Here is a 26,729-nt window from a genome sequence, read left to right on the forward strand (position 1 = left end):
CACTAATAATTAGAGACCAGGAACGGTTGATGATTCTTCCCAAGCTGGCAGCATTCGATTAAGCGTTTTATCCTGACGGTAGCCAAGAACATATTCCGCTTGCATAATCGTATGAATTTCTCTCGTCCCTTCATAAATAACAGGGGCTTTTGAGTTACGTAAATATCTTTCTACCGGGTATTCATCAGAGTAGCCGTATGCCCCGTGGATTTGGACGGCGTCATCCGCAGCCCGGTTGGCAAAATCACAAGCCTGCCATTTGGCAAGGGATGTTTCTCTCGTGTTCCGTTTGCCTTGATTTTTTAACGCCCCCGCACGATAAACGAGCAGTCTGCTCATTTGAAAACCAGCTTCCATTTTGGCAATCATCTGTTGTACAAGTTGATGCTTCCCAATTTCTTTCCCGAAAGTTTCCCGTTCCTGACAGTATTTCACACTAGCCTCGAGACAAGCCATAATTTGCCCAACGGCACCGGCTGCAACGGTAAAGCGTCCATTGTCAAGGGCTGACATGGCAATCTTAAAGCCTTCTCCTTCTTCACCAAGCAGGTTTTCTTTCGGTACCTTCACGTTATCGAAAAAGATTTCCCCAGTATTCCCAGAACGGATACCATGTTTCCCTTTAATTGCTTTAGAGGAAAAACCATCCCACTCCCGCTCCACGATAAAAGCGGAAATTCCTTTATGTTTTTCTGACCTATCACCAGTATAGGCAAACACTAAAAAGTTGTCTGCGAGATCACAAAGGGAAATCCATGTCTTTTGACCGTTTAAAATATAATGGTCTCCATCTTTAACAGCGCTCGTTTCTAAAGCTGCAACATCCGATCCGGCAGCTGGTTCCGTAAGACCGAATGCGCCGATTTTTTCCCCCTTTGCTTGTGGAACGAGATATTTCTGCTTTTGTTCTTCTGTCCCCCATTGCAGCAACGTCATGCTATTTAATCCGGTATGGACGGAAACGGCAGTACGGAATGCCGTATCGCCGCGTTCAAGCTCTTCACAGACAATCGCAAGGGAATTGTAATCCATGCCGCTACCGCCATATTCCTCTGGGATACATACCCCCATGAGACCGAGTTCGGAAATTTTGTCAATTATACGTGGATCAAATTGTCCTGTGCGGTCCCAATCGGCAATATACGGCATGATTTCTTTATCGGTAAAATCTCTAACTGTTTTACGTAGCATATTTTGTTCTTCCGTGAATTCAAAGTTCATCTGATCATCTCCCAAATTTAGTTTTTTGTTTTTTGATTCATGAATTCCTCATTATGCTCCCCAACGTTAGGCGGGTGGTGACGGTATGTTACGGGAGTTCTCGATAATTTGAGTGGACTGCCAATCATTTTAATATGTCCGGCAGTCGGATGTTCGGTACTGATAAACATTTCTCGAGCAAGGAGCTGCGGGTCTTTCGTTACCTCTTCTAAATTTTGTATCGGTCCGCATGGAATATTATTTTCATTACAACGCTTTTGCCAATAGTTGGTGGGTTTCGTTGCAAATACTTCTTCTAACAATGGAACTAATTGTTCTCGGTGCTGTACGCGATCTGGGTTCGTTAAAAATCTAACATCTGTACTTAATTCTGGTTTTCCGAGAACGGTACATAATGCTTTATATTGGTTATCATTGCCAACCGCAATAACAATTTCGCCATCTATTGTTTTAAATGTCTGGTATGGCACGATATTGGCGTGATGATTACCGAGTGCTTCAGGGATTTTCCCTGACAGTAAATAATTACTCCCAATATTAACGAGCGAGCTGACCGCGCTGTCATAGAGTGAAATATCAAGTTTCTGTCCCTTGCCAGAGAAGTTTCTTTCAAGCAGTGCAGCTTGGATGCCGATACAGGCATATAGCCCTGTTAACACATCTGTAATAGCGACACCAACTTTTTGCGGTCCAGAATGTTTATCTCCTGTGATACTCATCAAGCCGCTCATTGCTTGCACGATAAAATCATAGCCGGGCATCGCCTTATTTGGTCCTGTTTCGCCAAAACCGGTGATGGAGCAGAATACAATTCCAGGATTTAAGTTTGAAACGGTTTCAAACCCGAGTCCAAGTCTTTCCATTGTGCCAGTTTTGAAGTTGTTGATAATGACATCACTTTCTTTTACTAATTTCTTAATGAAGCTGATTCCTTCCTCCGTCTTTAAATCGACCGTAATACTTTTCTTGTTCCGATTCGCACTTAGGTAATAAGCGCTCACACCTTCTTGGAAGGGAGGACCCCATTTACGGGTATCATCACTCCCGCCGGGTGCTTCGACTTTAATCACTTCTGCACCGAGGTCACCTAGAATCATCGTGCAATAAGGACCGGCGAGTACCCGGGACAGATCTAGAACTTTAAAATTGGAAAGAGCCATGGATGAACCTCCTTTCAAATGTATTAAAAAAGCCAGCTCAAATGATATACAGCATCCTGTAAATCAATTTGAACTGGCTTTTGACTGTTGGAACAATCCTGGTAGGGACTGTAAACAGATTAGGCAGTTTACTATTTAAATTGCTACATTGATCATGTGACATGGGCGTGGATGCGCCTTAACACGATTCATTAGTTTTATTATAGTATATTCTAAAATTTTTGTAAACAATATTAAGCGATGCGGTCAATTTCTTTTTTCATATGTTCTTCTACGTTTTCTTTTCCATATTTACGCATAGAATAATTATAAAAAGCTGCTCCAATTAAGAACCAGAATCCGATAATGATCCATTCTGGAATACCTAAAGCGGATGGCATGCCTGGTAAATATAAAGTGGCGATTCCAAATGCGAGGATGGTTGCAATCCAGCCAAGTACCGATCCGCCGCGAAGTTTGAATGGCCGCTCCATTTCCGGTGCTTTTTTTCTGAGGATGACAAAGGAAAGTGCGACCATGGACCAACCAATCACAAGCCCGATTCCACCAGCATCGACAAACCAGACAAGAGCAGGGCGGCCGAGCAGTGGTGCCATCGTGGACATAACTGCGATAAGAATGATTGCCTTATGTGGAGTCCGGTATTTAGGGTGTAACTCGCCTAGGAATTTTGGTAACATGCCAGCTTTTGCGAGGGCATAAATTGCTCTACTACCACCAACGTAAAAACCTAACCAGCTTGTCAAAATCCCGCCGATTCCGCCAAGGACAAGAATATTAGCCATTAATTGACTTCCGCCATAAGCGTTACTCATCGCATCCGCAGTTGCTAAGTTTGTTGCTGCAAGTTCTGAAGGTGTCATGACCCGTGAAACACCAAAAATAATAGAAACATACCAGATAACCGCCAAAATAACAGAAAAAATAAGTAGTTGACCAATTCGTTTTTTCGGTAGATTTATTTCTTCTGCAGCTTGAGGGATCACATCAAAGCCAACAAACATGAATGGAGTCATGACGATAACGGTCAGTAATCCGGAAAATCCTTTTTGAAAGAATGGTTCCATTGTTGCAGTTGTGCCGGAAACACTACTGCCTGTAATAAGTAAAATACCTGCGATAATTATTAATAATGTCAGTACGATATTGATGAAAGAAGTTAGTTTGATACCGCGATAGTTCACCCATGCAATAAGAATCGAGCCAACCATTCCAGTACCTGCCCAAGTAAGCGTTACATCCCAGCCTTGGATTGTGTACAAATAGCCTTGGCTGAAATTGGGAATTAAATATTCGAACACGGTCGGTAAGGCAACCGCTTCAAAAGCGACAACAGATACATAACCGAAGATGATGGCCCATGTTGTGATAAAGGACAGTACCCTGCCCATCGCTTTATACGTATAGACAAATTCTCCACCAACGAGCGGCATCGCAGCAGCGAGTTCCGCATAAGTAAGACCTACGAAGATTACCATGATCCCACCGATAACAAAAGCTAAAATTGCTCCTAATGACCCAGCTTCATTAATCCAAATCCCTGTCGTGACAACCCAGCCCCAGCCAATCATAGCGCCAAAAGCAAGTGCCAATACGTCTTTATTGCCTAACAGTTTTAGTAGCTTTTGATCTGAATCCATTTAAGCCCTCCTTGCTGGAATTTGGAATGGAGAGTGGGATTCATTGTAAGAATGGAATCCCACCTAAAGATAGTTTAATAGGGAATCTAGTCCCAGTACGATGCTGAACGTTTTTGTAGCATTTCTCTGAATTGTTCAGTTGATTTATGCAATAATTCACCAGTTGCAAAATCAATTAGCACTCCGTATTGACGAATTAAATCTAATTCATCTACCCCTCCCTTTTTATATAAATCATGAACTACATTTACATCTTCACGTAACCAATCTTTTCGGTTTCTTCGGATATATTCTCTTTCCTTAGCTGTTTCATTCTCTAGCACTTCGTATAAATCTAGTTCAACATCGATTTCTTTGATGATGACCCCATAATCCTTTTTTGCTCGCTCAATTGATACATATCCATCAATAACATCTTCTAAGATGGCTTCTGGAAGTCGATTCAATGGATCACCAAGACCACCACCACCTGCTGAGGGTCTAGAGAAGCTGTCGCCTTCTTCTACTTTTATATTAGAAAAGAAAGCGCCAAGAAATTGTTCCTTCTCTGTTCCGGGATTTAACCAGTTTCCATGCGGGTTAGAAGGGAGTCCACCATAAATACCCCAAGTTACAGAACGTGAACGGTCACAACAAACGGACATAACCGTATCGGTAATGTTAGTTAATGTCCCGCCTTTTTCTACACCACACCCACCTCTGAATTCACCAGGTCCACCTGAATCCGTAATGATTTGATGATAAGAAGTAACAACTGGGGTTAAGCGTTCTTGACCTTCACACGGCTGCACACTCAATCCGGCTCCAAATAGAGGTGACATTGCATTTGCACCATCTCTGTTGCTTCTACCACCATGCCCACCAGCCATCCAGTCGTACCACATGAAGAAGTTATCGTAGCGGTCACGTTGATCCCATCCACCGATTAATAGATATTCAAGGTTAAAAGAACAGGCAAGTGCTCGTTCGGGTATCACATAAGACCATAACTCAAAGCATGCGTTCATAATCTTTTCATAGGGACCTGAACAGAAACCGGTAACAGCAACTGGCCAGGGTGCATTAACAACAGAATTCTCGGGAAGGTTAGCATGTACAACACGATAGAATCCTGAGTTTAAAGGAATATCGGGAAAAAATGTTTTTGTCCCTGCATACAAGCCTGATAAGGAGGCCCCAAAAGATGAGTTAAGGAAACAGCTGATAGAAGCATGGGTTCCACCCAAATCATAGAAAATCTCGTCATCATTGATTGTCATTTTTACTTTAATAGGGATTAATCCATCACCGAGTTCTGGATCCATGTCTATATAGTCAACAGTTTCCCAAGTCCCGTTTGGAAGCTCCTTGATGTTTTCTCTAGTCAGGCGCTCGACATAATCCTGGACTTCATCAAAAGCTGTTAATACTGTATCCACACCATATTTATCAACCAATCGAAGGAGCTCTTTTTCTCCGACCTTTGTCGCTTCGGCTTGCGATCGTAAATCACCAAGTCTTTCTTCTGGAACCCTCATATTAGAAATGAGTAAGTTTGCGACATCTTCCAAATACTTACCTTTACTCCATACGCGCACAGGTGGTATCCGAACCCCTTCACCGTAATGATCTCTTAAACCCACATCAAATGATCCTGGAACCGATCCACCCATATCTGCCCAGTGTCCATTTGATTGCATAAAAGCAATTAGTTTACCTTTATGAAAAACGGGACGAATGACTCGTACATCATTAAAATGTGTACCTCCGCGGTAGGGATCATTTACTAAGAAAACGTCCCCTGGATGAATGTCGTTCCCAAAATCTTCAATAACTGCCTTAGCTGTTAAGTGAAGAGTACCAACGTGAACAGCAATATCCTGGGTTCCTTGCATGACTGTATTTCCATCCGCATCACATAATGATGAACTGAAGTCACGGTTATAAATTACAAAGGAATAGCAGGTACGAAGAATTTGTTCGGACATTTGGTCTACCAAATTAACAAAACCATTTTTCAAAACTTCAAAGGTAACAGGATCTAGTTTTGTCTTAAATATATTCTCCATTTATTCCACCACACCTTTTAATGAAATAATTATATTTTTATAGTTATCCACCTTAGCAACAAAGTCTGGAGGTATAATGACAGTAGAATCCAATTGCTCGACCACTGCTGGCCCACTTATAATAGAGCCTACTGGTACAGATGGACGATGATAAATTGGGGTATTTATGAAGCCACCAGTTTCTTCAAAATATACATTTCGGTATTCCCTTAAGGCTTCAATCAAGGTTCCTACAGGTTCTTCTTTCGGTAGTTCGGGCTTTGGTACAATGCCTACAGCCTCTATACGGAAGCCGTAGACTTCCACACTTTGGTCAGGATTGGAAAAAGCATAAGCTCGCTCATGTTCCTTGTGAAAGTTTTCCAATGCAGCATCCAGAGATGTTAAATGCCTACCTACAGTGACTTCTAAAGAGCGCCACTGGCCAACATAACGCATTTCCAGATGACGGATTAAATTCATAGATTTCTTGTCTATGCCCTCATTTTTCAATAGTTTTATAGCTTCTTGTTCCATTTTTAAAAATTCCTGTTCAATGGTGTCTGTTTCTATATCTTCCGTATTCGCTACATATGTTTTGGTTAAGTCGTGGCGAAAATCAACAAGCAAACAACCCAAAGCGGCTGCAACACCAGGATGTGCTGGAACGATAACCTTAGGTATACTTAACTCTTTTGCTAGATAGGCACTATGAAGAGCACCTGCTCCTCCAAAAGCAACTAATGCAAAGTCACGAGGGTCGTATCCTTTACGAACAGAAATGAGCCGCAGAGCATCAGACATATTTGCATTTGCAACTTTTAATATTGCATTAGCTGCTTCAAATTCGTTATAGCCATACATTTCGCAAATTGGTTCCAGTGCTTTTTGTGAAGCATCTTTATTTAGAGTCATCTCTCCGCCTAATAAAGATTCATTGAGTCGTCCTAATATTAAATTGGCATCTGTATTTGTCGGTTCTGTCCCGCCAAGATCATAACAGGCAGGACCAGGTTCGGAACCCGCACTTTCAGGTCCGTTTCGTAATGATCCACCTTTATCTATTCGGGCAATACTTCCGCCGCCTGCTCCTATAGTCATAATTTCGATACTCGGAAAACCAATTGGATAACCATATTCGATATACCATTCTTTTGTTGTTTTTAATTCGCCATCATAAACTAAAGAAATGTCTGTACTTGTACCGCCCATATCCAGTCCAATCGCATTTTTAAATCCACATAGTTCCGCGATATATTTACTGGCGATTGCTCCTGCAGCTATCCCAGAGCTGGCGAGGCGCCCTGCATACTTCTGGACGTTTTCGGAAGTCATAACTCCACCGCCGGAATGAAGAACCAAAATCTCTCCATCATAGCCTTTTGCTTTAATCTGATTTTGGAGCACGTCAATATATTTAGTTACTTTTGGCCCTAAGACTGAATTAATAATAGTAGTACTTGTCCGTTCATGCTCAAAAATCTCGGGTAAAACTTCACTTGAGGACGAAATATACACGTCAGGTAGTTCTCTCTGTAAAATTTCTTTTACGCTCCGTTCATTATCACCATTAACATAGGCATTCATAAAGCTGATTGCGATGGACTCCACATTTCTCCTTTTTAGAATTCTTGCAAGTTCGATTACTTCTTGTTCATCAACTGAAACAAGGATATTCCCCGAGTAGTCCACACGTTCATTTATTTCAAAACGGTCTCGTCTTCTTATATAAGGAGGTGCGACGTCTTTATAAGCGTCCCATAAGTCTAATTTCGTTCCTCTTCGGATTTCCGTTACATCCCGAAATCCTTTTGTAGTCACTAGAGCAGTCTTTGGGAGTTTTCTTTCGATTAAAGCATTTGTTCCAGCCGTTGTACCGTGAGAAAAGACTGATATGTCGTCACCAGAAATATTTGCAGCTTCAATTCCATTAATGACTCCAATTTCAGGATTTGTTGGAGTTGACGCAGTCTTTGCGATAAAGATATCTTTGGATTTCTCATCAAACACAAATACATCTGTAAATGTGCCTCCAACATCTACTGCAACTCTATATTTACCCATGATATTCCTCCCGTTTTTATCAAATTTCAATATGTCTATTATTTTAAAACAGCAGATAATCCCTTTCTCACTTCTTGTATCGCATCATGCAGTTTCCCGATCATTGTCTCAATTTGTTGTTCATTTATAATGAGAGGCGGACAGAAACAGATAATATCGGTTCCTTCATATGTTACCGCTCGGCAGATCACACCGCGCTGATGCAGTGCTTCGATTACTTTCGGAGCTACTTGCAAATCACTTGCAAACCGCTTATTTGTGGCAGGATCTTCCACAAGCTCCACGGCACCAAGTAAGCCAACAGCACGAACATCTCCAACAATGTCGAGTTCTTCTTTTAGCTTTTTAAAACCATTAAGCATTACTTCTCCCATTTTCCGTGCGTTCTCTAGCAGTCCTTCATTTTCCATGATTTCAATATTTTTTAGACCAACAGCAGTCGCAGTAGGGTGGCCACTATACGTGTAACCATGGAAAAGAGTACCAGCAGACTTTTCTTTTAATACATTATGGATTTGATCAGAGACAATAACGCCACCAAGCTGGATATACCCGCTTGTAACCCCTTTTGCAAAGGAAATAATGTCAGGAGTAACGCAATAATGTTCAACACCAAACCACTTTCCAGTTCGTCCAAATCCAGTGATTACTTCATCTGCAATATACAAAATTCCATATTCGTCACAAAGGTTCCGGACTTCTTGCAAGTAGCCTTCTGGTGGCACGAGCACACCGCCGGCTCCTTGAATCGGTTCTGCAATAAAGGCGGCGACTGTTTCAGGACCTTCACTTTCAATAACGGACCGGAGTGAGGAAAGGGCTTTATCTTTGCCATTGCCATATGGATTATCTGCATGATAAATATCTGTCATCATTTTCCCTGCCATATTCCAAAATTCAGGAATCCCTGTAGCGCTTGTCGAGGCAGCAGCAACGCCATGATAAGCTCGGTTGATTCCAATAATTTTCCGTCTCTCCGGCTTATCCTGAACACGCCAATAATGTCTTGCGAGTTTGATTGCTGTATCATTCGATTCAGAGCCACCGGATGTAAAGAAGACTGCGTTTAATCCTTCGGGAGCAAGAGAGCTGATTTTTTCAGCAAGTACTATCGCTGGCTCATGGCTGAAAGTAGAAAAAGTTGAACTAAAAGCTAACTTTTTCATTTGTTCTGCGGCCGCGGCAGCGAGTTCATCTCTTCCGTGTCCCACATTCACATTCCAAAGAGATGACATCGCATCGATGTAAACGTTATCATTTTTATCCGTCAGATAAATACCATCTCCTTTCTCAACAATCATTTTCGCTCCGTCTTTCTGCTGTTGCTGAATCGATGAAGTTGGATGGATGAAATGCCTCTTGTCTAACTCAATTAATTTTTCTTGATCCATATTCACGCCTCCTTAAAATGATGGAAAATATAAAAAACCAGCAATACTGGCAGAGGCATAGGGAAGAATATTTCCATACATCTGCACAATATAACTGGTTTTATCTAATGGATTGCTCTATTTCTGCAATAGAGTCAATTAGACTAAGCAGCTTATAATATTCTATTATTTTCAATTTAACGAATATTGAATTGCTTGTCAAGGAGAATTTGTAGTAGGTTCTAATATATTTCCTCAGTAAAATACGAGATATACCTACCGCTCCGCCAAAATGTCTTGAATAATTTTCACATGCACGACAGCCCATGCTTTTTCTTTAAAATGTAAGATTAAACTGATGCTGAGAAGAACTAAATAAAGGAATGCGAAAATTATCCAGTAGGAACTTCCATCTTGAAAAAGAAAACTTTCCAACGGATTAGCAAAGAGAAAGAGGAGCCAGGGAATCGCTGTTGCAAAGATTGGGATGATCCCGGTACCGTTCTTTTCTTTTGCTATTTGGTAATAAATTAATTGTAATGTTTCCTTGTCGAGCGTTTGGTAAAATTCTTTTATTGCTTTCGTTTCTTGTAAATAACGACTCTTTTTTATCTCTTCAGTTGGCATTTCTTTTAAACGAAGATAGAGTTTATGAGCGTCTCCACGAATAGAAAATTTCAGAGAACATCCTCCTCATCTTTGAGTGTATGTTATTATCCATTCGCAAAAAGATGTGAAATCATACATAGGAATCGATTCATTCATGGAAAAAACCTGCATAATAGGGAGGTTAATCCTATCATACAGGTCTTGGAATGGTAAAAGATATTATGCTGCTTTCTTATCGTCTGAATCATCCTGGCTTCTTTTTGCCCACCAGTTTGCAAGGAGCGGACCTGAAATATTATGCCAGACACTAAAGATAGCACCAGGTACGGCAGCAATTGGTGTAAAGTGAGCGAGACCAAGAGAGGCTGCGAGCCCTGAGTTCTGCATTCCAACTTCAATGGAAATTGCTTTTTGATCTTTGAAATCCAGCTTAAGTGCTTTTGCAGCGATGTATCCGAGTAAATATCCAATACAATTATGGAGGACGACGACTGCAAAAATTAATAGTCCAGACGTCATGATCGATTCTTTATTGACCGCTACAACAGCTGAAGCAACCGCAACTATCCCGACGACGGAAATGAGAGGTAAGACATCCATGCTTTTGTTGACTTGCTTACTAAACAGCATTCGAATAACGACACCTAGAATAATTGGCAGTAACACAACTTGGACGATCGATAAGAACATGTCCATGAAGGAAACCGATAGCCATTGGCTTGCGAGTAAATAAGTGAGTGTTGGTGTCATGATTGGTGCAAGTAATGTGGAAACCGCAGTGATTGTTACAGATAATGCGGTATTTCCCTTTGCCATAAACGTCATGACGTTAGAGGATGTGCCTCCAGGACAACAACCTACTAAGATTACTCCCGCTGCAATTTCAGGAGGTAAGTTAAAAGCATACGCCAGTGCAAAAGCCGTGAGAGGCATGATTGTATATTGGGCAACGACACCAATTAATACACTTTTTGGAGCAAGAAACACACCTTTAAAATCATCAACGGTAAGGGTAAGTCCCATCCCGAACATAATAATACCTAATAATAGCGATACGTGAGGCGCAATCCACGCAAAACCTTGTGGGATAAAGAAACTAAGTGCTGCAAATATAATAACCCATAAAGCAAATGTACTTGTGGCAAATCTACTTATTTTACCTAATGTTTCCAAAATGAATTACCTCCCCCTAAATAAAAACTATAAATATTGCGAATACTAATTGTGTGTATAATTGAAAATAATAGCATAAATAACTCAATTAATCTAGGGTTCTTCTCTATATTTCATTAAATCAACTTTTCCAGCATTGTTGACTTCAATACCCTCTGCTTCCAAAGACAAGCGCTGTTCATTGAACTTTCCTTCGTCTTTCATCGCGATCTGTCCTTTAGCATTAATGACCCGATGCCATGGCAGGTGATGTTTTCTGCTCATCGTATGAAGAATCCGAGCAACTTGCCGAGCTGCGCGTGGATTCCCCGCGAGCTTTGCTACTTGTCCATAAGTCATAACTTTTCCCTCGGGGATATCTTTGATAATTTGAATGACCTTTTCCGTAAATGGTAGCATCAAAATCTCCTCTCTCACTCAAAATCAACTGACAATTACTTTCATTCAGCGTAAGTATTTTGTGCATTCATTTTATTGGCGTTCTAATTACCGTTCAGTTGCCCGGCGGACGGATGCGCATCCTAAGGCACGGCCTCAGCCTCGACTCACAGGACGTTAATGTCAGACGTTGCCACATACGAGAGCGTTCTTAGTCTGCTCTCGGAAGAAAACCGCTTCCTGCTCAGGTCTGGACACGTGCTTTTCCCGTAGGAGTCACCGTCCGCCGGGCAACTAAACTGGTAGAGAACGTTATTATTAATGGAAACTATCGCATTGTAATAAGCTATTTATTTCTAAATGAAAAATAGTGTACCAAGTTGGGCTTTCCCTCGGAGCAGTCCAGACACCTCGAGACTCCTGCAGGAGGCCGTCTAAGAACGGTCACGTCCTGTGACCAACGCCGGCATTAGAACTTCCTGTTCGTCGAAAGGCATAGGTGAGACCCCTTAGTGCTTAGCCCGAGGAGGCTCACCAGCCGCCTGCGGAAAGCGAGAGGTGTCTGGACTGCGGACCTCCAGGAGAAGGTTGCACTTACGCTGAATGAAAGGATACAGTAAATGACTATATTGCTTTAACATCCAACCCTCTAATAAAACGAATAAAGGCATGGACAATGTTTAATTGTAATGAGTCTTCATGATAATACATCCACGTTTTCCTTATCATTGGCTCTCCTTTTGGTTTATAGAGTGGTTTTACAAATAGCTCTGGATAGGGACGGACAACTAAATTTGCAAGAATGGAAAAACCAAGACCATTTACAATCATCTCTTTGCATGTTTCGACTTGATTGACTTGAATTGTCGTATTTGGACGCTCGGAATATTGATGGTACCACCATTCATCCACCAAATTCTTCATATTTTCGTCGGTATGATAATCAATCCGGGGCATATTGGGGAGATCGTCCCATGTGAAATCCCACGGTGAGGCAACACAGATTTCTTCCTCATATAAAAGCTCCCTTTTTCCTTTCCATGGATAGTCCCCTTTAATAAAACTTAGATGCACTTCGTTGTTTAAAACGAGGCGGTGCATGGCACTGCTCCATCCGGTAACCATTTGGAATTCTACATGAGGATATTCCTGTTTAAATAATCGCAATAACTTCGGCATTTTATTAAGTGCAAAGAAATTGGATACGCCGACTCGTAGTGTACCGGTGACTTGATTTTTCATATTGTTAATTTTTTCTTCAATCATGCGTTGTTCGCGAATCATATTCTGTGCATGCTGCGCTAATTGTTCTCCTTCTGGTGTGAAGGTAACTCCTCTTCGTTTCCGGATAATGAGTTGTACATCATAATGTTCTTCCAATTTCTGAATACGCGAGGTTAGGGTAGGCTGTGAGACAAATAACTGTTCTGCGGCTTTCGTAATGTTCTCGGTGGTATAGAGAGCGGCTAACATTTCCCAATCCTGATAATTCACGAAGTACATCCTCCTCTATGATATAGGAAAAACCTATGGCTAATTATTAATATTATATATTTTTCCAATCTTACAATCAATATTATAATGATGGCAGATGAGAAAAAATCACTAGATCACTTCTTTGTCAACGCTCTCAGGCGGGTAAGAAAATAAAAAGCGAGGGATGGTATTCATGGAAACAAAGGAAAAATTTGTTCCGGGGTTAGAAGGAGTCATTGCGGCAGAGACATCAATCTCATTTCTAGATGTAGATGAAGAGAAAATCATCATTCAAGGCCATGATCTGATTGAGCTATCTAAGAGTAAGGAGTATGCGGAAATTGTACATTTATTATTGGAGGGTACCTTACCCACAGCGACGGAAAAAGTCTCCATAGAAGGAACACTGAAACAGCATTATGATGTTCCGGAAGTTGTAATCGAAGTGCTTCGTTTATTACCAAAGCAGACACATCCAATGGATGGAATGCGTACTGGGTTATCCATTCTTGCTGGTTTCGATGAGGATATAGAAGACCGAACGCTTACGGCAAATAAAAAACGGGCCTATCAATTATTAGGGCAACTACCGACGATTACGGTTAATAGTTATCGAATTATCCATGGGGAGGAGCCAATTTATCCGCAAGCCGATTTATCCTACAGTGCAAACTTTTTAAACATGATTACCGGAAAGAAACCAAGTGATTTAGAAGCAGCGATTTTTGATCGTTTGCTCCTTTTATATAGCGAGCATGAAATGCCGAATTCCACCTTTACTGCAAGAGTAATTGCCTCCACGAACTCGGATATCTACGGCGCATTAACCGGAGCAATTGCCTCGTTAAAAGGGAATTTGCATGGCGGAGCGAATGAAGCGGTGATGTATATGCTAAATGAAGTGCAAACCGTAGAAGAATTTGAGGAATTACTTCTAAATAAGCTGCAACAAAAGGAAAAAGTGATGGGATTTGGCCACAGGGTTTATATGAAGAAAATAGATCCGAGAGCCCTCATTACGAAAGAAGCTCTCCGGCAGCTCTGCATGCGAGATGGCGATTATTCCCTGCTAGAGATGTGTGAAGCTGGCGAGAGAATAATGGAAAGGGAAAAAGGGCTTTATCCGAATTTAGACTATTACGCAGCGCCCGTGTACTGGAAACTGGGAATCCCGATTCCGCTTTATACACCTATTTTCTTCAGTGCACGGACAGCTGGATTAGCTGCTCATGTCATTGAGCAGCACAGTAATAACCGGCTTTATAGACCTCGTGTGAACTATATCGGTGCACGTTACGCTTAGTCAATCATGGATAAAAAATGGAAATGGAGAGGACAAATGATGCTACAAACAGATGATTATCAAAAAACAGACATGTTAATAGAAGAAATCACGGATTATGTATTAAATAAGGATATTACGAGTGAAGAAGCTTTTCAAACAGCGCAATATGTATTACTCGATACGTTGGGCTGTGGTATTTTAGCGCTTGATTATCCTGAATGTACGAAATTGCTTGGACCAGTCGTGCCAGGGACAATTGTTCCGAATGGGGCGCGAGTTCCCGGAACTTCTCATGTACTTGACCCTATTCAAGCAGCGTTCAATATTGGAGCGATGATTCGCTGGCTCGACTATAATGATACATGGCTTGCTGCGGAATGGGGCCATCCATCCGATAACTTAGGCGGAATTCTCGCGGTTGCTGATTACCTTAGCCAAGTAAGAATTCAGAAGGGGAAAGAACCGCTTAAAGTTGAAGAAGTACTGGAAATGATGATCAAAGCACATGAAATCCAAGGGGTGCTTGCGCTCGAGAATAGTTTGAATCGGGTAGGACTTGATCATGTCCTTTTTGTTAAGATAGCATCAACAGCTGTTGTCACGAAAATGCTTGGTGGTGGACGGGAAGAAATAACGAATGCACTTACGAATGCTTGGATTGATAATGGAAGCTTACGAACGTATCGTCATGCCCCGAATACTGGATCACGAAAATCCTGGGCCGCTGGTGACGCAACGAGTAGAGCAGTACGCCTAGCGTTGATGGCCATGCAAGGTGAAATGGGTTATCCAACTGCACTTAGTGCTCCGGGTTGGGGATTCCAAGATGTTTTATTTAATAAGAAAGAACTATTGCTTAGTCAGCCGCTGGATAGTTATGTAATGGAAAATGTGTTGTTCAAAGTTTCCTTCCCAGCTGAATTTCATGCACAAACAGCAGCAGAAGCAGGCGTACAGTTACATCCAGAAGTCGCTAGTCGCTTAGAGGAAATAGATAAAATTACGATTACAACTCATGAATCTGCTATTCGCATTATTGATAAAAAAGGACCTTTGAATAATCCGGCAGACCGGGATCACTGTTTACAATATATAACGGCTATCGCCCTGCTTGAAGGAGATATACGGGCAGAACATTATGAGGATGATTTTGCAGCAAATCCAATCATTGATATTCTGCGTGATAAGATGATCGTCGTAGAAAATAAAGAATATACAAAGGACTATCTAGATCCTGCTAAACGTTCAATCGCGAATGCTGTTCAAGTTCATTTTAAAGACGGGTCATCGACAGAAGAAGTAGAACGCGAGTATCCATTAGGGCACCGCTTCAGACGTGAGGAAGCCATTCCGAAAATAATGGAGAAGTATACGGAAAACTTAGCAACCCATTATACAGATAAACAACGCAAGAAGATTGAAGCGATAAGCTATGATTATGAAAAGTTAGCAAACATGAATGTGAATGAATTTGTTGAGTTATTTCTTATAAATTAATACGTGTCAATGATGGAGAAGGAGGACGCAGGTATGGCGTGGATTGTGGATCAACAGTCAACACAGAAGGAATTAGCTGAAAAATTAAAAGAAGAAATGGAAGCGGAGGATATTTTACAAATACCGGGGGCACATGATGCGATGGCTGCCTTAGTTGCAAGGGACGCAGGTTTCTCCGTTTTATATTTATCTGGCGGAGCTTATACGGCGAGCAGAGGACTGCCGGATCTTGGTATCGTTACATCAACAGAGATAGCAGAACGGGCAAGGGATCTTGTCAGGGCAACGAATTTACCAGTACTCGTTGATATTGATACAGGGTTTGGCGGTGTATTAAACGTGGCACGCACAGCGCGGGAAATGGTGGAAGCAAATGTAGCTGCCGTTCAGATTGAAGACCAGCAGCTTCCCAAGAAATGTGGACATTTAAATGGAAAACAGCTCGTTACGACAGAGGAAATGGTACAAAAGATTAAAGCAATTAAAGAAGTTGCTCCTTCCTTAGTTGTCGTCGCCAGAACGGATGCACGGGCGGTGGAAGGACTAGATGCAGCAATCCGGCGCGCAGCAAGTTATGTTGAAGCTGGTGCCGATGCAATCTTCCCTGAAGCTTTACAAACGGATGAAGAATTCCGTCTGTTTGCTGAAAAAGTGGATGCCCCGTTGCTGGCGAATATGACGGAGTTTGGGAAGACACCATTTATTACTGCAGAAGAATTTCAGAATATGGGCTTCCGTATGGTCATTTATCCGGTAACTTCTTTGAGAGTAGCAGCAAAGGCATATGAACGGATCTTTACCCTAATCAAAGAGCAAGGCTCGCAAGCAGATGGTGTATTTAATATGCAGACGAGAAAAGAACTATACGAAACGATTTCTTATGATGACTTTGAAGAATTAGATCAGACGATTGCGAAGACAGTATTAGAAGACTAGTCTATTGAAAAAGATAGGTGCCAAAGAGGAATTTGCCTCCGCACCTATCTTTTTCAAATTAGTTAAAAATGCAGGGGACCGTGAGTAACCTCACAAAACTGTCAAATAGTCGTACTCTTTTCGACGCAATCTATATATAGTGATGGAAGTCACTTAGTGGTACAATATATTGTGTTAAGGTGAAGGTGGTTCATCAAGTTATGGATTAAAATGTCTAAAGGAGAGGGATTAATATGTTCCAAAGTACAATGGATATTGTTCAGAAATTCACATCACAGCAAGAGAATAAGCAAACAGATTATTTAAGACATGAAAATAGTAATTATGTCTATTCCTTACCACTTTTAAGGCACAATCTAACGAATCATGCAGAGGAAGAATTTTTATTTACACAAATTCTACCACCAAGAATGAAAGAGCTTTATGATGACGGTGTCGTTTATGTCCATGACAAACAGCTTGCCCCGTATTGTGTATCCATCAGTTGTATGGATATCGCGACAAAAGGAATTCCAACGCTTGCTAAAAACATGATTACTTCTAAACCAGCGAAGCGGATACCTACTTTACTCAGGCATTTCAGTAATGTTGTTACATTAGTATCCCAACAGGTTTCCGGTGCGGTGATGTTGGCACAGCTTTCTACCATTACAGCTTCTTATTTATTCGATGAAGAAAGCAGGGGCACTACGTATACTGATGAGGAATTAGCAGAACTGTTTCAAAGTCTGATTTGGGAGCTTAATATGCCGCTTCGGTCCGGAGCTCAGAGTAGTTTTTCAAATATTACGTTAGAGTTTGGGAAGCCGTCTGAGGAAATCAAGGATGAATACGTTGTAATCGGCGGAGAAGGAAGGAATATACAATATAAAGATATTCCAGAGGTTTACTTTGACCGAATGAACCGGGCAATTATTGAGGTAATGAGGAACGGAACAGGAAGCAATGGCATTCCATTTACCTTCCCATTATTAACGGTGCAAATTGATGATTACTTCAATTATGAAAATCCCGTGTTTATCGAACTATTGGATAAAATGTATCAATGGGGTGGTGTCTATTTCGAAAACTTTAAAACAAAGCCATTTGAAGATCCGTATTATAAAACTCTGAATCCGCTAATCCAGGCGAAAGATCCTGAAGTGAGCAGAAGTCTTTGCTGCAGACTGCAAATTAATTTAGAAACGCTCTCGAAAGCGGGAGGAGGCGTGTTCGGATCATCAACCGGTTCAACAGGCGCTGTCCAAGTACTGAATTTAAATATGAACCGAGTTCTTCTGGAATTCGGACATGATATGGAACTTGTGAAAGTGAAGATCCGTGAATATATGGAAGTCATGCAAGAAGCGCATATGGCAAAAAGAAAATGGATAGAAGCGAACAAAGAATTATATCCTACTTTCTTTGCTTATAATAAAGATTTAAAAAACTATTTTAACGTGTTTGCCCTTACAGGTATGAATGAAGGATTAATTAACTTAGGATATCAAGACGGGATGAAAGATAAAGCTGGCAAAATGGTTGCTCATGCTATTATGCAATATATGACCGAGATTGTAAATGAATTCATTGTACGCGATAAAGTTGCCTGCGGGATTGAATATGCACCAGCTGAAAATGCAGCGATTAAATTAGCCCGCCATGACCTGAAATGGGGAAAAGCAAACGAGCGGGAAGTGTTTGTACAAGGTGAAGGAGAGAATCCATATTTGACGAGCGGTTGTATGACGCCATTTTCGGAAGAGGATTTTCTGGAACAGTTGGAGAATAGCGCTGAATTTCAAGGATATGCAACCTCTGGAAGTGTTTTACACCACTTCTTGGAAGCGAAGGTAAAACCGGAAAGTTTGGCGAAATATTTGGATAAAATCTTTGAGAAGCCGATCAATTATATTACATTAACACCGACGATTACTTCTTGCATGGAGTGTGGCCAAAGAATCGTTGCGGAAGATGCAAAAAATATAGATCAGTGTCCGGTCTGCGATTCTGAAGATATTGCGACCTTCAGCAGAGTGATCGGGTATTTGAAAATGATCTCAAGAAACAGGATCCACGTCGATGAGAAGGGCTATTATGAAGGAAAATATAATTTCTGGTCTAAAGCAAGAAGGCATGATTGGACCATTAGAAAAAGATTGAAAGAAGATGCGTTAAAGGAGGTTGTTCGTCGTTAATACACGGTGAACATATGATAATGAAACTATATAATACCTTTATTCGCACATTTACCGATTTGCCTGATCATACGGCTTTATTGATTCATTCTTTATCTGGTTGTCCACTCCATTGTTTCGGGTGTCATAATTATGATGAAATCGTTGCAAACACACCGAAAGAATATAAAACGCTAGATGATCTTTATGACTATTTAAAGAAAAGTGGTTTTCTGTTTGATGCAATTATGTTCAGCGGTGGGGAATTCCTCATTAACCCATTGGACAAGGTTTGCGATTTATTGAGGCAAGTAAGAAATCTTTTTGATGGGAAAATCATCGTAACGACAAGCGGTATTTATTATAATAAGTTACGGACTTTATATGACAAGCAGCTTGTTGATGGTATCCATATCGATATGAAGTTGCCGTATCACGCATTGGACACTGAAAAAGATGCACAAATTTATAATGACATTATGGGAATCACGCCGAGTGAAAAACTTGTGGACCAATTAATCGCTAGTGTTGACGCGGTTATTGAACATAATTCGGTGTTGGATCAAGTTCGGACCGTTCGTTATCCTTTGCTGGATGATGCATTTTTTACAGAGATAAGACATTTTGTTGAAGAGAGAAAAGCTTATTATGATAGTATTGTACCTTATTACCTGAATGAATTTATTTATCCGGAAAATTAGTGGAACAGGTCTAGCTTCTTTAGCTATTTGGATAAGGAATAAGACAGAACCCCTCCTGAGTTGGATTAGGCTCAAGAGGGGTTCATTATTTACTTAAATTTGCTTCATTCTATTTGGGTTAGAGGTTATTGTCTATACCCCATTGTATTAAGCGTGTAAAACTTCTGGGTCGTGATCCGTCTTTCTTAACCAATGCAGTATATGTTTTACTAAAAATTCGTTTGCGTAACTGTTTTTCTTTATTGCTGTTACGATCTCCCGTTCAAATTCCGTCATCGGACTTACCGGATATTCTCCGCAAATATCAATTCCGCTTATCTTCCGGTATTTCATAATTTCTTTAACGATAATAAGAAGTTGCCGTAATCGCATATTTCCGTGGTCCCAAGCAGTAATTGCTTCTTTTCTGTCTAATACATCTTTATCTATGCTGATGTAGACGAGATCAGTGGAAATTTCTTTTAAAATCGAATGAAGCGCCTTTTTAAAGTTTAAGCGAAGAAAGTGTTTTGTATAAAGCATCACTTTTCCGTACATTGAAGGCGGGATATATTTTTCCCCTTCCTCACTTATCCCGATTATTAATACTTTCATTAAATTAGGGAGGCGTTCCAACGATTCCAGAACCCAGGAACCGCAAGAAATCAAGTCTTCACTAGGACTTTTCAGTGTATCTGTATGGTGATCGAACAATACTAATGTGAAGGGTTGTTGGATTTTCGAAAGCAGGATGTAGGAGATATAATGATAATTTCCATTTCCGATGAAGGTTACTTTGTTTGTGTCGCCTATTTTTCTAGCGATGTTCCTCAACGTGTCCCGTTCACAAAATAAGTTCGTGCTAGGGACGGATTGCAAGTTAATCCGGTGAACATGCTGATCTTTAAGAAAAGATTGTTTTTCGTATGTCTGGTCGAAATCAAGTACGGTGATATTATTTAGCATCTATTATTTATCTTCTCCTTTTTAGTGAAAAAAGTCACAATTAAATATTGAATCGTATATGTACTATTATAACATTAAGATTATTTTCAGCATTAATTCCCCTTTTTCATCTTGAAAAATAATATATTAGACTTTTGCCTATTGTCAGTTGACTGATTAGGTGCTATAATCAATTCAATTTCTAAACCTGAGTAAATTGGTGTGAATACTAGTATATTAATTTGCGCACTTGAAAGGTGGATATTGATGATAAAAGTATCGAACATACGGAAGAGCTTTAAAGACCATGTTGTCTTGAAAGACATTAGTTTTGATGTCGATGAGGGAGAAGTTGTCGTAATTATTGGACCGTCTGGTTCCGGGAAATCAACACTCCTGCGTTGCATGAATTTTTTAGAAAGACCGGATTCAGGTCAAATAGAAATTGGTGGTGTTGCGATAGATGTGAATCAAACGAAACGGACAACGATAAATAAATTAAGAATGCAAACCTCTATGGTGTTTCAGCATTATAATTTATTTAAAAATAAAACAGCATTAGAAAATGTCACCCATGCTTTAGTCGTAGCGAAGAAGATGAAAAAAGAAGCTGCGAAAAAAATGGGAAGAGATTTACTGAGTCAAGTAGGAATCTTGGATAAAGCGAATCAATATCCGATTGCACTGTCTGGCGGGCAACAACAGCGGGTTGGAATAGCCCGGGCGCTTGCAGTAAATCCATATGCGATTCTCTTCGATGAACCGACTTCTTCACTTGATCCCGAGTGGGTGGGAGAAGTGCTTCGTGTCATTTCTAAAATTGCGAATCACAATAAAACGATGATTATCGTCACGCATGAAATGAACTTTGCCCGTGATATCGCGGATAAAGTAATTTTCATGGCCGATGGAGCAATTGTTGAGCAAGGGACACCAGAGGAGATATTCGATCATCCCAAGAAGGAGCGGACGAAAAAGTTTTTAAAGGACTTCCATCGAAATCATGGCTCTGCTGACGACTCGGTTACTCCAACTGAACATGTAAAGGAGCTAGCCTTGTAATCGTAAAGTATAGGAGGGGGAGAATATTTTGACATATAAATTAGGAATACTTGATCAAAGCCCGATTTCACCGGGGAAAACAGCGGGAGATGCGTTGAGACGGACGGTCGAATTGGTGCAAAAAGCAGAAGAATGGGGTTACGAACGCTTTTGGGTTTCAGAACACCATCAGACGCTTGACCTTGCAGGGACTTCACCAGAAGTGCTCGTCTCTCATTTATTAGCAAAAACAACTTCGATTAAAGTTGGTTCAGGCGGAGTGATGCTCCAGCATTATAGTCCGTTCAAGGTAGTAGAAGATTTCCAGCTATTATCCTTGCTCTTCCCTGGGAGAGTTGAGCTCGGGATAGGGAAGGCGCCAGGCGGTTTTTCATTGGCTACGCAAGCCTTGCGTTACGGTGGCGCTGGCAGTGATGTTAAGTTTGATGAACGATTTAGGACGCTTCATCATTTTATTCATGACACAATGCCGGAAGACCATGAATTGTATGGCGCGGAGGCTCTTCCGAAACCAGACGAAAAAGTACCTGTATTTCTGCTTGGAGCAAGTGCAAACAGTGCGAAGCTTGCGGCAGAGCAGGGCGCGAACTTCGTATATGCTCACTTTTTAAACAGTAATAATGATTTTCTCAAAGAAGCTATTCAGCAATATCGAGAGATCTACCCAGAAGGGAAATTTATCGTTGCGGTTGCTTCCTTTGCTGCAGAAACGCAAACAGTGGCAGAGCAAGAAGCAAGTGATTATAAAATTTATAAAATCTTCACCGAAAGTGGCCGGTCGATGTCTGTAAGGACTCTTGATCAAGTTGAAGCCTTCCGCGAACAGACGGATGAAACCATCACAGAAATTAAGGAACAGGAAGTGGAGATGATTGCGGGCAGTCCGGATTTTGTGAAAAATGAATTTGATAAGCTTGCATCTGCCTTTGGGGTCGAGGAATTCATTATCCACACTCCAATATTAGATGAAGAAAAGCGGTTGAAATCATATGAGCTATTGAGTCAGTTAGCAGTACCTGTTTTAGGTAAATAAGAGGGGCAGTTAAAAAGAGGAGGTGGTTTTTTTGAATATTGATTTCGGATATGTTGTGCAAATTATTCCGGAATTACTCACCTATTTGCCGATTACATTATATTTAACGATCGTATCGATGGTGATTGCGATTACTATTGGTGTCGTTCTTGCAATCATTCTCGTCAATAAAGTGCCAGTTCTATTACAAGTGGCCAAAGTATATATTTCTTTTTTCCGAGGGACGCCTGTGCTTGTTCAACTATTAATGATCTATTTCGGGCTCCCGCAATTGTTCCCGGTTTTCAATGACCTGGGAGCAGGAGCGGCAGCAATCGTCGCTTTCAGCTTAAATACGTCATCCTATCTAGCAGAGATTTTCCGTGCAGGCTTAGAGTCTGTAGATAGGGGGCAGGCGGAAGCAGCTACATCGGTTGGCATGAGTTATGCTCAAGCGATGCGGGGGATTGTTTTACCGCAAGCAGTAAGGAATGCGCTGCCGGCGACAGGGAATATGTTCATCGGGTTAATCAAAAACTCATCTCTTGCATTCACAATTGGGGTTACGGAGTTATTAGCGCAAGGGAAATTACTGGCATCGGCAAATTTACGATTTTTTGAAGCTTATCTAGCGGTTGGCCTGATTTATTGGGCGATTACTTTCTTATATAGCCAATTACAAGGCTGGTATGAACAGCGGATAAGTAAACCATATATCGCTTAATCGTCAAAACAAAAAGGGGAGAAAAATAGATGAATAGATTCATATTGTTTCTCGCAGCAGGTTTATTGTTAGTTGTTGCGGGCTGTGGGGGAAGCGGAGAGAGTGAAGCTTCAGAAGGTACTAAGGGGGATAACGTCATTACGGTAGGCGCAGTACCGGATGGCTTTCCGACATCTTTTAAAGAAAATGATGAATTGAAAGGTTTCAGTGTCGATATTATTAAAGCAATTGTGGAAGAAGCGGGTTATGAAATCGAATTTGTCCTTACAGATTGGAATGGGGTCCTTGCCAATTTACAATCAGGGAAGGTGGATACAGCATCTAACTTTGCCGCAACAGAAGAAAGAGGGCAAGATTATAATTTTACAGATCCTTATTATAGTTCCAAAGCAGCGATTGCGACAGCGGCAGATGACGATACACTACAGAAAGTAGAAGATCTGACCGGTAAGCAGATCGGCAATATCATGGGCACGAATTTTGAAAATGTATTAAAGGAGCAATACCCAGATTTAGATTATGAACCTGTAACGTATGAATCTACGGATGTTATCTACACGGATGTGGGAGCAGGCAAGGTGGAAGGTATCATACATGGCAGAGAACATTTAATGGCACAAATCAGTAAAAGGGATCTGCCGTTACGAATTGTAGGAGACCCGTTTGGAAACCAGCCAGTAGCATTGCCATTTAAAAAAACGGAAGAAAATGATGCAATTATCGCAGATTTAAATAAAGCAATAGAAACATTGAAAGAAGACGGGAAGTTCACGGAAATATCTTTGGAATACTTTGGTGTGGATTTACTGGAAGATGAGCAATAAGAAAAGGAAGTGGCTGAAATGTCTAAGAAAAATATGAAACTTGGTGTTATTATCCAGGGGCCGGGCGGTCATATGAACTCCTGGAAATCAGAAGATGTTCCTGCAGATGGAAGTATCAATTTAGAACATTACATTAATGTGACACAGAAGGCTGAAAAATCGGGGATGGACTTTATATTTATTGCAGATGGATTACACATTCATGAAAAATCGATTCCTCATTTTTTGAATCGCTTTGAGCCAATCACTTTATTAGCTACACTTGCTGCTGTAACAAAACAAATTGGCTTAGTTGGAACGGTATCAACAACGTACAGTGAACCATTTAATATTGCGCGGCAATTTGCATCATTGGATAAGATTTCCGGTGGCCGGGCCGGCTGGAACGTTGTAACGACCCCCCTTGAAGGTACAGCGTCGAATTTCAATAAAGGAAATCATCCAGACCACTCTTTACGTTATAAGATGGCAGATGAATATTTGGAAGTTGCGAAAGGATTATGGGATTCTTGGGAAGATAATGCCTTTGTCAGAAACCGTGAAACAGGACAATTTTTCGATGCGGATAAGATGCATCGCTTAAACCATGAAGGTGAATTTTTTAAAGCACATGGTCCGTTAAATATTGAACGTTCGAAACAAGGGCAGCCGGTTATATTCCAGGCAGGAGCATCGAAAACAGGAATCGCTTTTGCAGCGAAACATGGAGAGGCTATTTTCACGAATAAGGCGACATTGGAAAGCGCCCAAGAATATTATCGCGATTTAAAGGATCAAGCAGCCCAAAATGGCAGGAAACGCGATGAGGTTGCTATTTTACCGTCACTTTCTCCAATCATTGGTGCAACCGAGGAAGAAGCAAATGCGAAATATGAGGAAATAAAAAACTTAATCAGCATTGAGGAAGCATTAAATTACCTTGGACGTTACTTCGATCATTTTGATTTCAGTCAGTTTCCGCTGGATGAAGCTTTCCCAGACATTGGCGATGTGGGGAAAAATAGTTTCCAGTCAACGACAGATGAAATTAAAGCGATGGCGCAGGACGAAAATTTAACATTAAGAGAAGTGGCATTACGTGTAGCGACCCCGAAAAGTGAATTTTTCGGTACGTATGAACAAGTGGCAGGTAAAATGATCGAATGGGTAGATAACGAAGCTGCTGACGGATTCGTTATCAGCATGTATGTCATGGGGAAACAATATGATGACTTTCTCCAGTTCGTCGTTCCGATTTTAGAAGAAAAAGGGTATTTCAGCCGCAACTATGAAAGTGATACACTGCGCGGAAATCTAAATTTACCATTTATCGAAAATCGATACCGGAAGAAAGCTGAAACATCACAATAAAAAAAGAAATATAGATTATAGGTACAACTGAATGAATTTCATAATTACCAAAGTCGGCATTTCCATCACCATATGTAGTTGGGAACGAACCAACTCAACTACATATGGTGATGGTGAAGCATTAAATACGTATTATGAAATTCATTAAACTAATTAAAGCGAGGGATAAAGTTGGCAAAACAGCAATCCATTGTCGTTTGGTCGAAAGAAGGATGCAGTTATTGTAATGAGGTAAAAAGTTATTTGGAGGAAAATAATTTAGCTTATGAAACGATTGATGTGACAAAAAATGATGATCGCAGGGATATCTTGGAAGCAAAATATGGCGTGCGTCATGTTCCAGTTGTTGAAATCGGCAAAGGAAATGTGTTTCAAGCGGTGACAGAAGTCGGGATTGAGCATTTGGAAAAGGCTTTAGCAAATAAGTAAACCGTGCTTGAGTGTCATAGGGTCACGTTGATAAGCGGAAAGGGGGATGATGATGAGTCAAATTGTAATTGTGTCAGGCAGTCCATCTGCATTATCAAGATCGGAACGCATCCTTTATTATTTAGGCGACCTTGCGGAAGAGGAAGGATATTCCGTTAAGCATATTTCCGTGAAAGATATCGATGCAGAGGATTTGCTTTTCGCAAACTTCAACAGTCCGAAAATAAAGGAAATCGCCGAGACATTAGAAAAAGCGGATGGAATAATTGTCGATTCACCGGTATATAAAGCTTCATATTCTGGTGTACTAAAAGCATTATTCGATATCTTGCCGCAAGATGTTTTACAAGATACGTATGTACTACCTGTCATGACAGGAGGCAGTTCGTCTCATTTATTGGCGCTCGATTATGCGTTGAAACCGTTACTTGCGACGATGAAAGCTCAAAATTTAAAAGGGCTTTATTATAAAGACAGTGACATTGATAAGACAGGGAATCATGTTATTGTTGACGAAGATGTACTGAACCGGACTAAAAAGCAAGTCAACTATTTTTTAGAGAAAATCAAAGGAAATATTGGCGGCTTCATTGTAAAATGAAATGCAACAGCTAAATAAATAGAAAGCCATCGTGAAACCACGTATAGTTAAAGTTGACCAAAACCATAAACATACGGAGGTAAATCACGATGACTCACTCTCATTCTAAC

Annotated in this window: 23 protein-coding genes; 12 read left to right on the forward strand and 11 right to left on the reverse strand. The window is 40.8% G+C overall.

All coding sequences use genetic code 11. The features are described 5' to 3' along the window. Positions 1 to 9 precede the first annotated feature (9 nt). The 10 genes from GN217_RS09280 to GN217_RS09325 form a co-directional block, all read right to left on the reverse strand. Positions 10 to 1,221, reverse strand: coding sequence for an acyl-CoA dehydrogenase family protein (locus tag GN217_RS09280; protein WP_156856407.1), 1,212 nt, complete (start codon positions 1,219 to 1,221; stop codon positions 10 to 12). Between the two features lie 17 nt (positions 1,222 to 1,238). Continuing rightward, the gene (locus tag GN217_RS09285; RefSeq protein WP_156856408.1) at positions 1,239 to 2,381 is read right to left on the reverse strand and encodes a CaiB/BaiF CoA transferase family protein; all 1,143 of its coding nucleotides are present in this window, start codon (positions 2,379 to 2,381) and stop codon (positions 1,239 to 1,241) included. Positions 2,382 to 2,614: 233 nt separating this feature from the next. Next, positions 2,615 to 4,021: an APC family permease gene (locus tag GN217_RS09290; protein ID WP_156856409.1), complete on the reverse strand. Its 1,407-nt coding sequence runs from the start codon at positions 4,019 to 4,021 to the stop codon at positions 2,615 to 2,617. A gap of 86 nt (positions 4,022 to 4,107) precedes the next feature. Further along, positions 4,108 to 6,069 (reverse strand): hydantoinase B/oxoprolinase family protein, encoded by a 1,962-nt coding sequence (locus GN217_RS09295; RefSeq protein WP_156856410.1) that lies wholly within the window; start codon positions 6,067 to 6,069, stop codon positions 4,108 to 4,110. Then, positions 6,070 to 8,112, reverse strand: a complete 2,043-nt coding sequence (locus GN217_RS09300; protein WP_156856411.1) for a hydantoinase/oxoprolinase family protein — start codon at positions 8,110 to 8,112, stop codon at positions 6,070 to 6,072. A gap of 38 nt (positions 8,113 to 8,150) precedes the next feature. Continuing rightward, positions 8,151 to 9,503: an aminotransferase family protein gene (locus tag GN217_RS09305; protein ID WP_156856412.1), complete on the reverse strand. Its 1,353-nt coding sequence runs from the start codon at positions 9,501 to 9,503 to the stop codon at positions 8,151 to 8,153. 255 nt (positions 9,504 to 9,758) lie between these two features. Continuing rightward, positions 9,759 to 10,109, reverse strand: a complete 351-nt coding sequence (locus GN217_RS09310) for a hypothetical protein (protein WP_156856413.1) — start codon at positions 10,107 to 10,109, stop codon at positions 9,759 to 9,761. A 201-nt stretch (positions 10,110 to 10,310) separates the two neighbouring features. Further along, complete coding sequence (locus tag GN217_RS09315; protein WP_156856414.1) at positions 10,311 to 11,264, reverse strand: bile acid:sodium symporter family protein; 954 nt, start codon at positions 11,262 to 11,264, stop codon at positions 10,311 to 10,313. Between the two features lie 93 nt (positions 11,265 to 11,357). Continuing rightward, positions 11,358 to 11,663 carry an MGMT family protein gene (locus GN217_RS09320; protein WP_156856415.1) on the reverse strand — a complete coding sequence of 102 codons (306 nt, stop codon included), beginning with the start codon at positions 11,661 to 11,663 and terminating at the stop codon, positions 11,358 to 11,360. A 603-nt stretch (positions 11,664 to 12,266) separates the two neighbouring features. After that, a complete protein-coding gene (locus tag GN217_RS09325; RefSeq protein WP_156856416.1) occupies positions 12,267 to 13,136 on the reverse strand; it encodes a LysR family transcriptional regulator in 870 nt (289 codons plus the stop codon). A 175-nt stretch (positions 13,137 to 13,311) separates the two neighbouring features. Between GN217_RS09325 and mmgD the strand changes: the two genes are divergently transcribed. The 5 genes from mmgD (at position 13,312) to GN217_RS09350 (ending at position 19,693) form a co-directional block, all read left to right on the forward strand. Beyond that, positions 13,312 to 14,421, forward strand: coding sequence for a citrate synthase (gene mmgD / locus GN217_RS09330; RefSeq protein WP_156856417.1), 1,110 nt, complete (start codon positions 13,312 to 13,314; stop codon positions 14,419 to 14,421). 39 nt (positions 14,422 to 14,460) lie between these two features. After that, a complete protein-coding gene (locus tag GN217_RS09335) occupies positions 14,461 to 15,900 on the forward strand; it encodes a bifunctional 2-methylcitrate dehydratase/aconitate hydratase (protein WP_156856433.1) in 1,440 nt (479 codons plus the stop codon). Between the two features lie 33 nt (positions 15,901 to 15,933). Continuing rightward, positions 15,934 to 16,836 carry a methylisocitrate lyase gene (prpB, locus tag GN217_RS09340; RefSeq protein ID WP_156856418.1) on the forward strand — a complete coding sequence of 301 codons (903 nt, stop codon included), beginning with the start codon at positions 15,934 to 15,936 and terminating at the stop codon, positions 16,834 to 16,836. A gap of 233 nt (positions 16,837 to 17,069) precedes the next feature. Further along, positions 17,070 to 19,013: an anaerobic ribonucleoside-triphosphate reductase gene (gene nrdD, locus GN217_RS09345; RefSeq protein WP_156856419.1), complete on the forward strand. Its 1,944-nt coding sequence runs from the start codon at positions 17,070 to 17,072 to the stop codon at positions 19,011 to 19,013. A gap of 14 nt (positions 19,014 to 19,027) precedes the next feature. Then, positions 19,028 to 19,693 (forward strand): 4Fe-4S cluster-binding domain-containing protein, encoded by a 666-nt coding sequence (locus GN217_RS09350; RefSeq protein WP_232334388.1) that lies wholly within the window; start codon positions 19,028 to 19,030, stop codon positions 19,691 to 19,693. Positions 19,694 to 19,840: 147 nt separating this feature from the next. Here the strand turns inward: GN217_RS09350 and GN217_RS09355 are convergent, their stop codons facing one another. Further along, positions 19,841 to 20,638, reverse strand: coding sequence for an arginase family protein (locus tag GN217_RS09355; protein WP_156856421.1), 798 nt, complete (start codon positions 20,636 to 20,638; stop codon positions 19,841 to 19,843). Between the two features lie 246 nt (positions 20,639 to 20,884). Here GN217_RS09355 and GN217_RS09360 point away from each other — a divergent pair, with 246 nt between their 5' ends. From GN217_RS09360 to ssuE, 7 genes are all read left to right on the forward strand, one after another. Next, a complete protein-coding gene (locus tag GN217_RS09360; protein WP_156856422.1) occupies positions 20,885 to 21,679 on the forward strand; it encodes an amino acid ABC transporter ATP-binding protein in 795 nt (264 codons plus the stop codon). A gap of 28 nt (positions 21,680 to 21,707) precedes the next feature. Next, positions 21,708 to 22,712, forward strand: a complete 1,005-nt coding sequence (locus tag GN217_RS09365) for an LLM class flavin-dependent oxidoreductase (RefSeq protein ID WP_156856423.1) — start codon at positions 21,708 to 21,710, stop codon at positions 22,710 to 22,712. A 31-nt stretch (positions 22,713 to 22,743) separates the two neighbouring features. Continuing rightward, positions 22,744 to 23,415 carry an amino acid ABC transporter permease gene (locus GN217_RS09370; protein ID WP_156856424.1) on the forward strand — a complete coding sequence of 224 codons (672 nt, stop codon included), beginning with the start codon at positions 22,744 to 22,746 and terminating at the stop codon, positions 23,413 to 23,415. 29 nt (positions 23,416 to 23,444) lie between these two features. Further along, positions 23,445 to 24,239 carry a transporter substrate-binding domain-containing protein gene (locus tag GN217_RS09375; RefSeq protein ID WP_156856425.1) on the forward strand — a complete coding sequence of 265 codons (795 nt, stop codon included), beginning with the start codon at positions 23,445 to 23,447 and terminating at the stop codon, positions 24,237 to 24,239. An 18-nt stretch (positions 24,240 to 24,257) separates the two neighbouring features. Continuing rightward, positions 24,258 to 25,589, forward strand: a complete 1,332-nt coding sequence (locus GN217_RS09380) for an LLM class flavin-dependent oxidoreductase (protein ID WP_156856426.1) — start codon at positions 24,258 to 24,260, stop codon at positions 25,587 to 25,589. A gap of 171 nt (positions 25,590 to 25,760) precedes the next feature. Continuing rightward, positions 25,761 to 26,018: a glutaredoxin family protein gene (locus tag GN217_RS09385; protein WP_156856427.1), complete on the forward strand. Its 258-nt coding sequence runs from the start codon at positions 25,761 to 25,763 to the stop codon at positions 26,016 to 26,018. 52 nt (positions 26,019 to 26,070) lie between these two features. Beyond that, complete coding sequence (gene ssuE, locus GN217_RS09390; RefSeq protein WP_156856428.1) at positions 26,071 to 26,619, forward strand: NADPH-dependent FMN reductase; 549 nt, start codon at positions 26,071 to 26,073, stop codon at positions 26,617 to 26,619. Positions 26,620 to 26,729 lie beyond the last annotated feature (110 nt).

This window comes from Oceanobacillus sp. AG (assembly GCF_009746545.1).
Lineage (GTDB): Bacteria > Bacillota > Bacilli > Bacillales > Amphibacillaceae > Oceanobacillus > Oceanobacillus indicireducens.

Bases quoted from the DNA above. Each gene is read 5' to 3' on its own strand.
- nrdD (WP_156856419.1), top strand. From the start codon at position 17,070: ATGTTCCAAAGTACAATGGATATTGTTCAGAAATTCACATCACAGCAA.
- prpB (WP_156856418.1), top strand. From the start codon at position 15,934: ATGGCGTGGATTGTGGATCAACAGTCAACACAGAAGGAATTAGCTGAA.
- ssuE (WP_156856428.1), top strand. From the start codon at position 26,071: ATGAGTCAAATTGTAATTGTGTCAGGCAGTCCATCTGCATTATCAAGA.
- GN217_RS09285 (WP_156856408.1), bottom strand. From the start codon at position 2,381: ATGGCTCTTTCCAATTTTAAAGTTCTAGATCTGTCCCGGGTACTCGCC.
- GN217_RS09300 (WP_156856411.1), bottom strand. From the start codon at position 8,112: ATGGGTAAATATAGAGTTGCAGTAGATGTTGGAGGCACATTTACAGAT.
- GN217_RS09295 (WP_156856410.1), bottom strand. From the start codon at position 6,069: ATGGAGAATATATTTAAGACAAAACTAGATCCTGTTACCTTTGAAGTT.
- GN217_RS09350 (WP_232334388.1), top strand. From the start codon at position 19,028: ATGATAATGAAACTATATAATACCTTTATTCGCACATTTACCGATTTG.
- GN217_RS09280 (WP_156856407.1), bottom strand. From the start codon at position 1,221: ATGAACTTTGAATTCACGGAAGAACAAAATATGCTACGTAAAACAGTT.
- GN217_RS09305 (WP_156856412.1), bottom strand. From the start codon at position 9,503: ATGGATCAAGAAAAATTAATTGAGTTAGACAAGAGGCATTTCATCCAT.
- GN217_RS09380 (WP_156856426.1), top strand. From the start codon at position 24,258: ATGTCTAAGAAAAATATGAAACTTGGTGTTATTATCCAGGGGCCGGGC.
- GN217_RS09375 (WP_156856425.1), top strand. From the start codon at position 23,445: ATGAATAGATTCATATTGTTTCTCGCAGCAGGTTTATTGTTAGTTGTT.
- GN217_RS09360 (WP_156856422.1), top strand. From the start codon at position 20,885: ATGATAAAAGTATCGAACATACGGAAGAGCTTTAAAGACCATGTTGTC.
- GN217_RS09320 (WP_156856415.1), bottom strand. From the start codon at position 11,663: ATGCTACCATTTACGGAAAAGGTCATTCAAATTATCAAAGATATCCCC.
- GN217_RS09355 (WP_156856421.1), bottom strand. From the start codon at position 20,638: ATGCTAAATAATATCACCGTACTTGATTTCGACCAGACATACGAAAAA.
- mmgD (WP_156856417.1), top strand. From the start codon at position 13,312: ATGGAAACAAAGGAAAAATTTGTTCCGGGGTTAGAAGGAGTCATTGCG.
- GN217_RS09290 (WP_156856409.1), bottom strand. From the start codon at position 4,021: ATGGATTCAGATCAAAAGCTACTAAAACTGTTAGGCAATAAAGACGTA.
- GN217_RS09335 (WP_156856433.1), top strand. From the start codon at position 14,461: ATGCTACAAACAGATGATTATCAAAAAACAGACATGTTAATAGAAGAA.
- GN217_RS09310 (WP_156856413.1), bottom strand. From the start codon at position 10,109: ATGCCAACTGAAGAGATAAAAAAGAGTCGTTATTTACAAGAAACGAAA.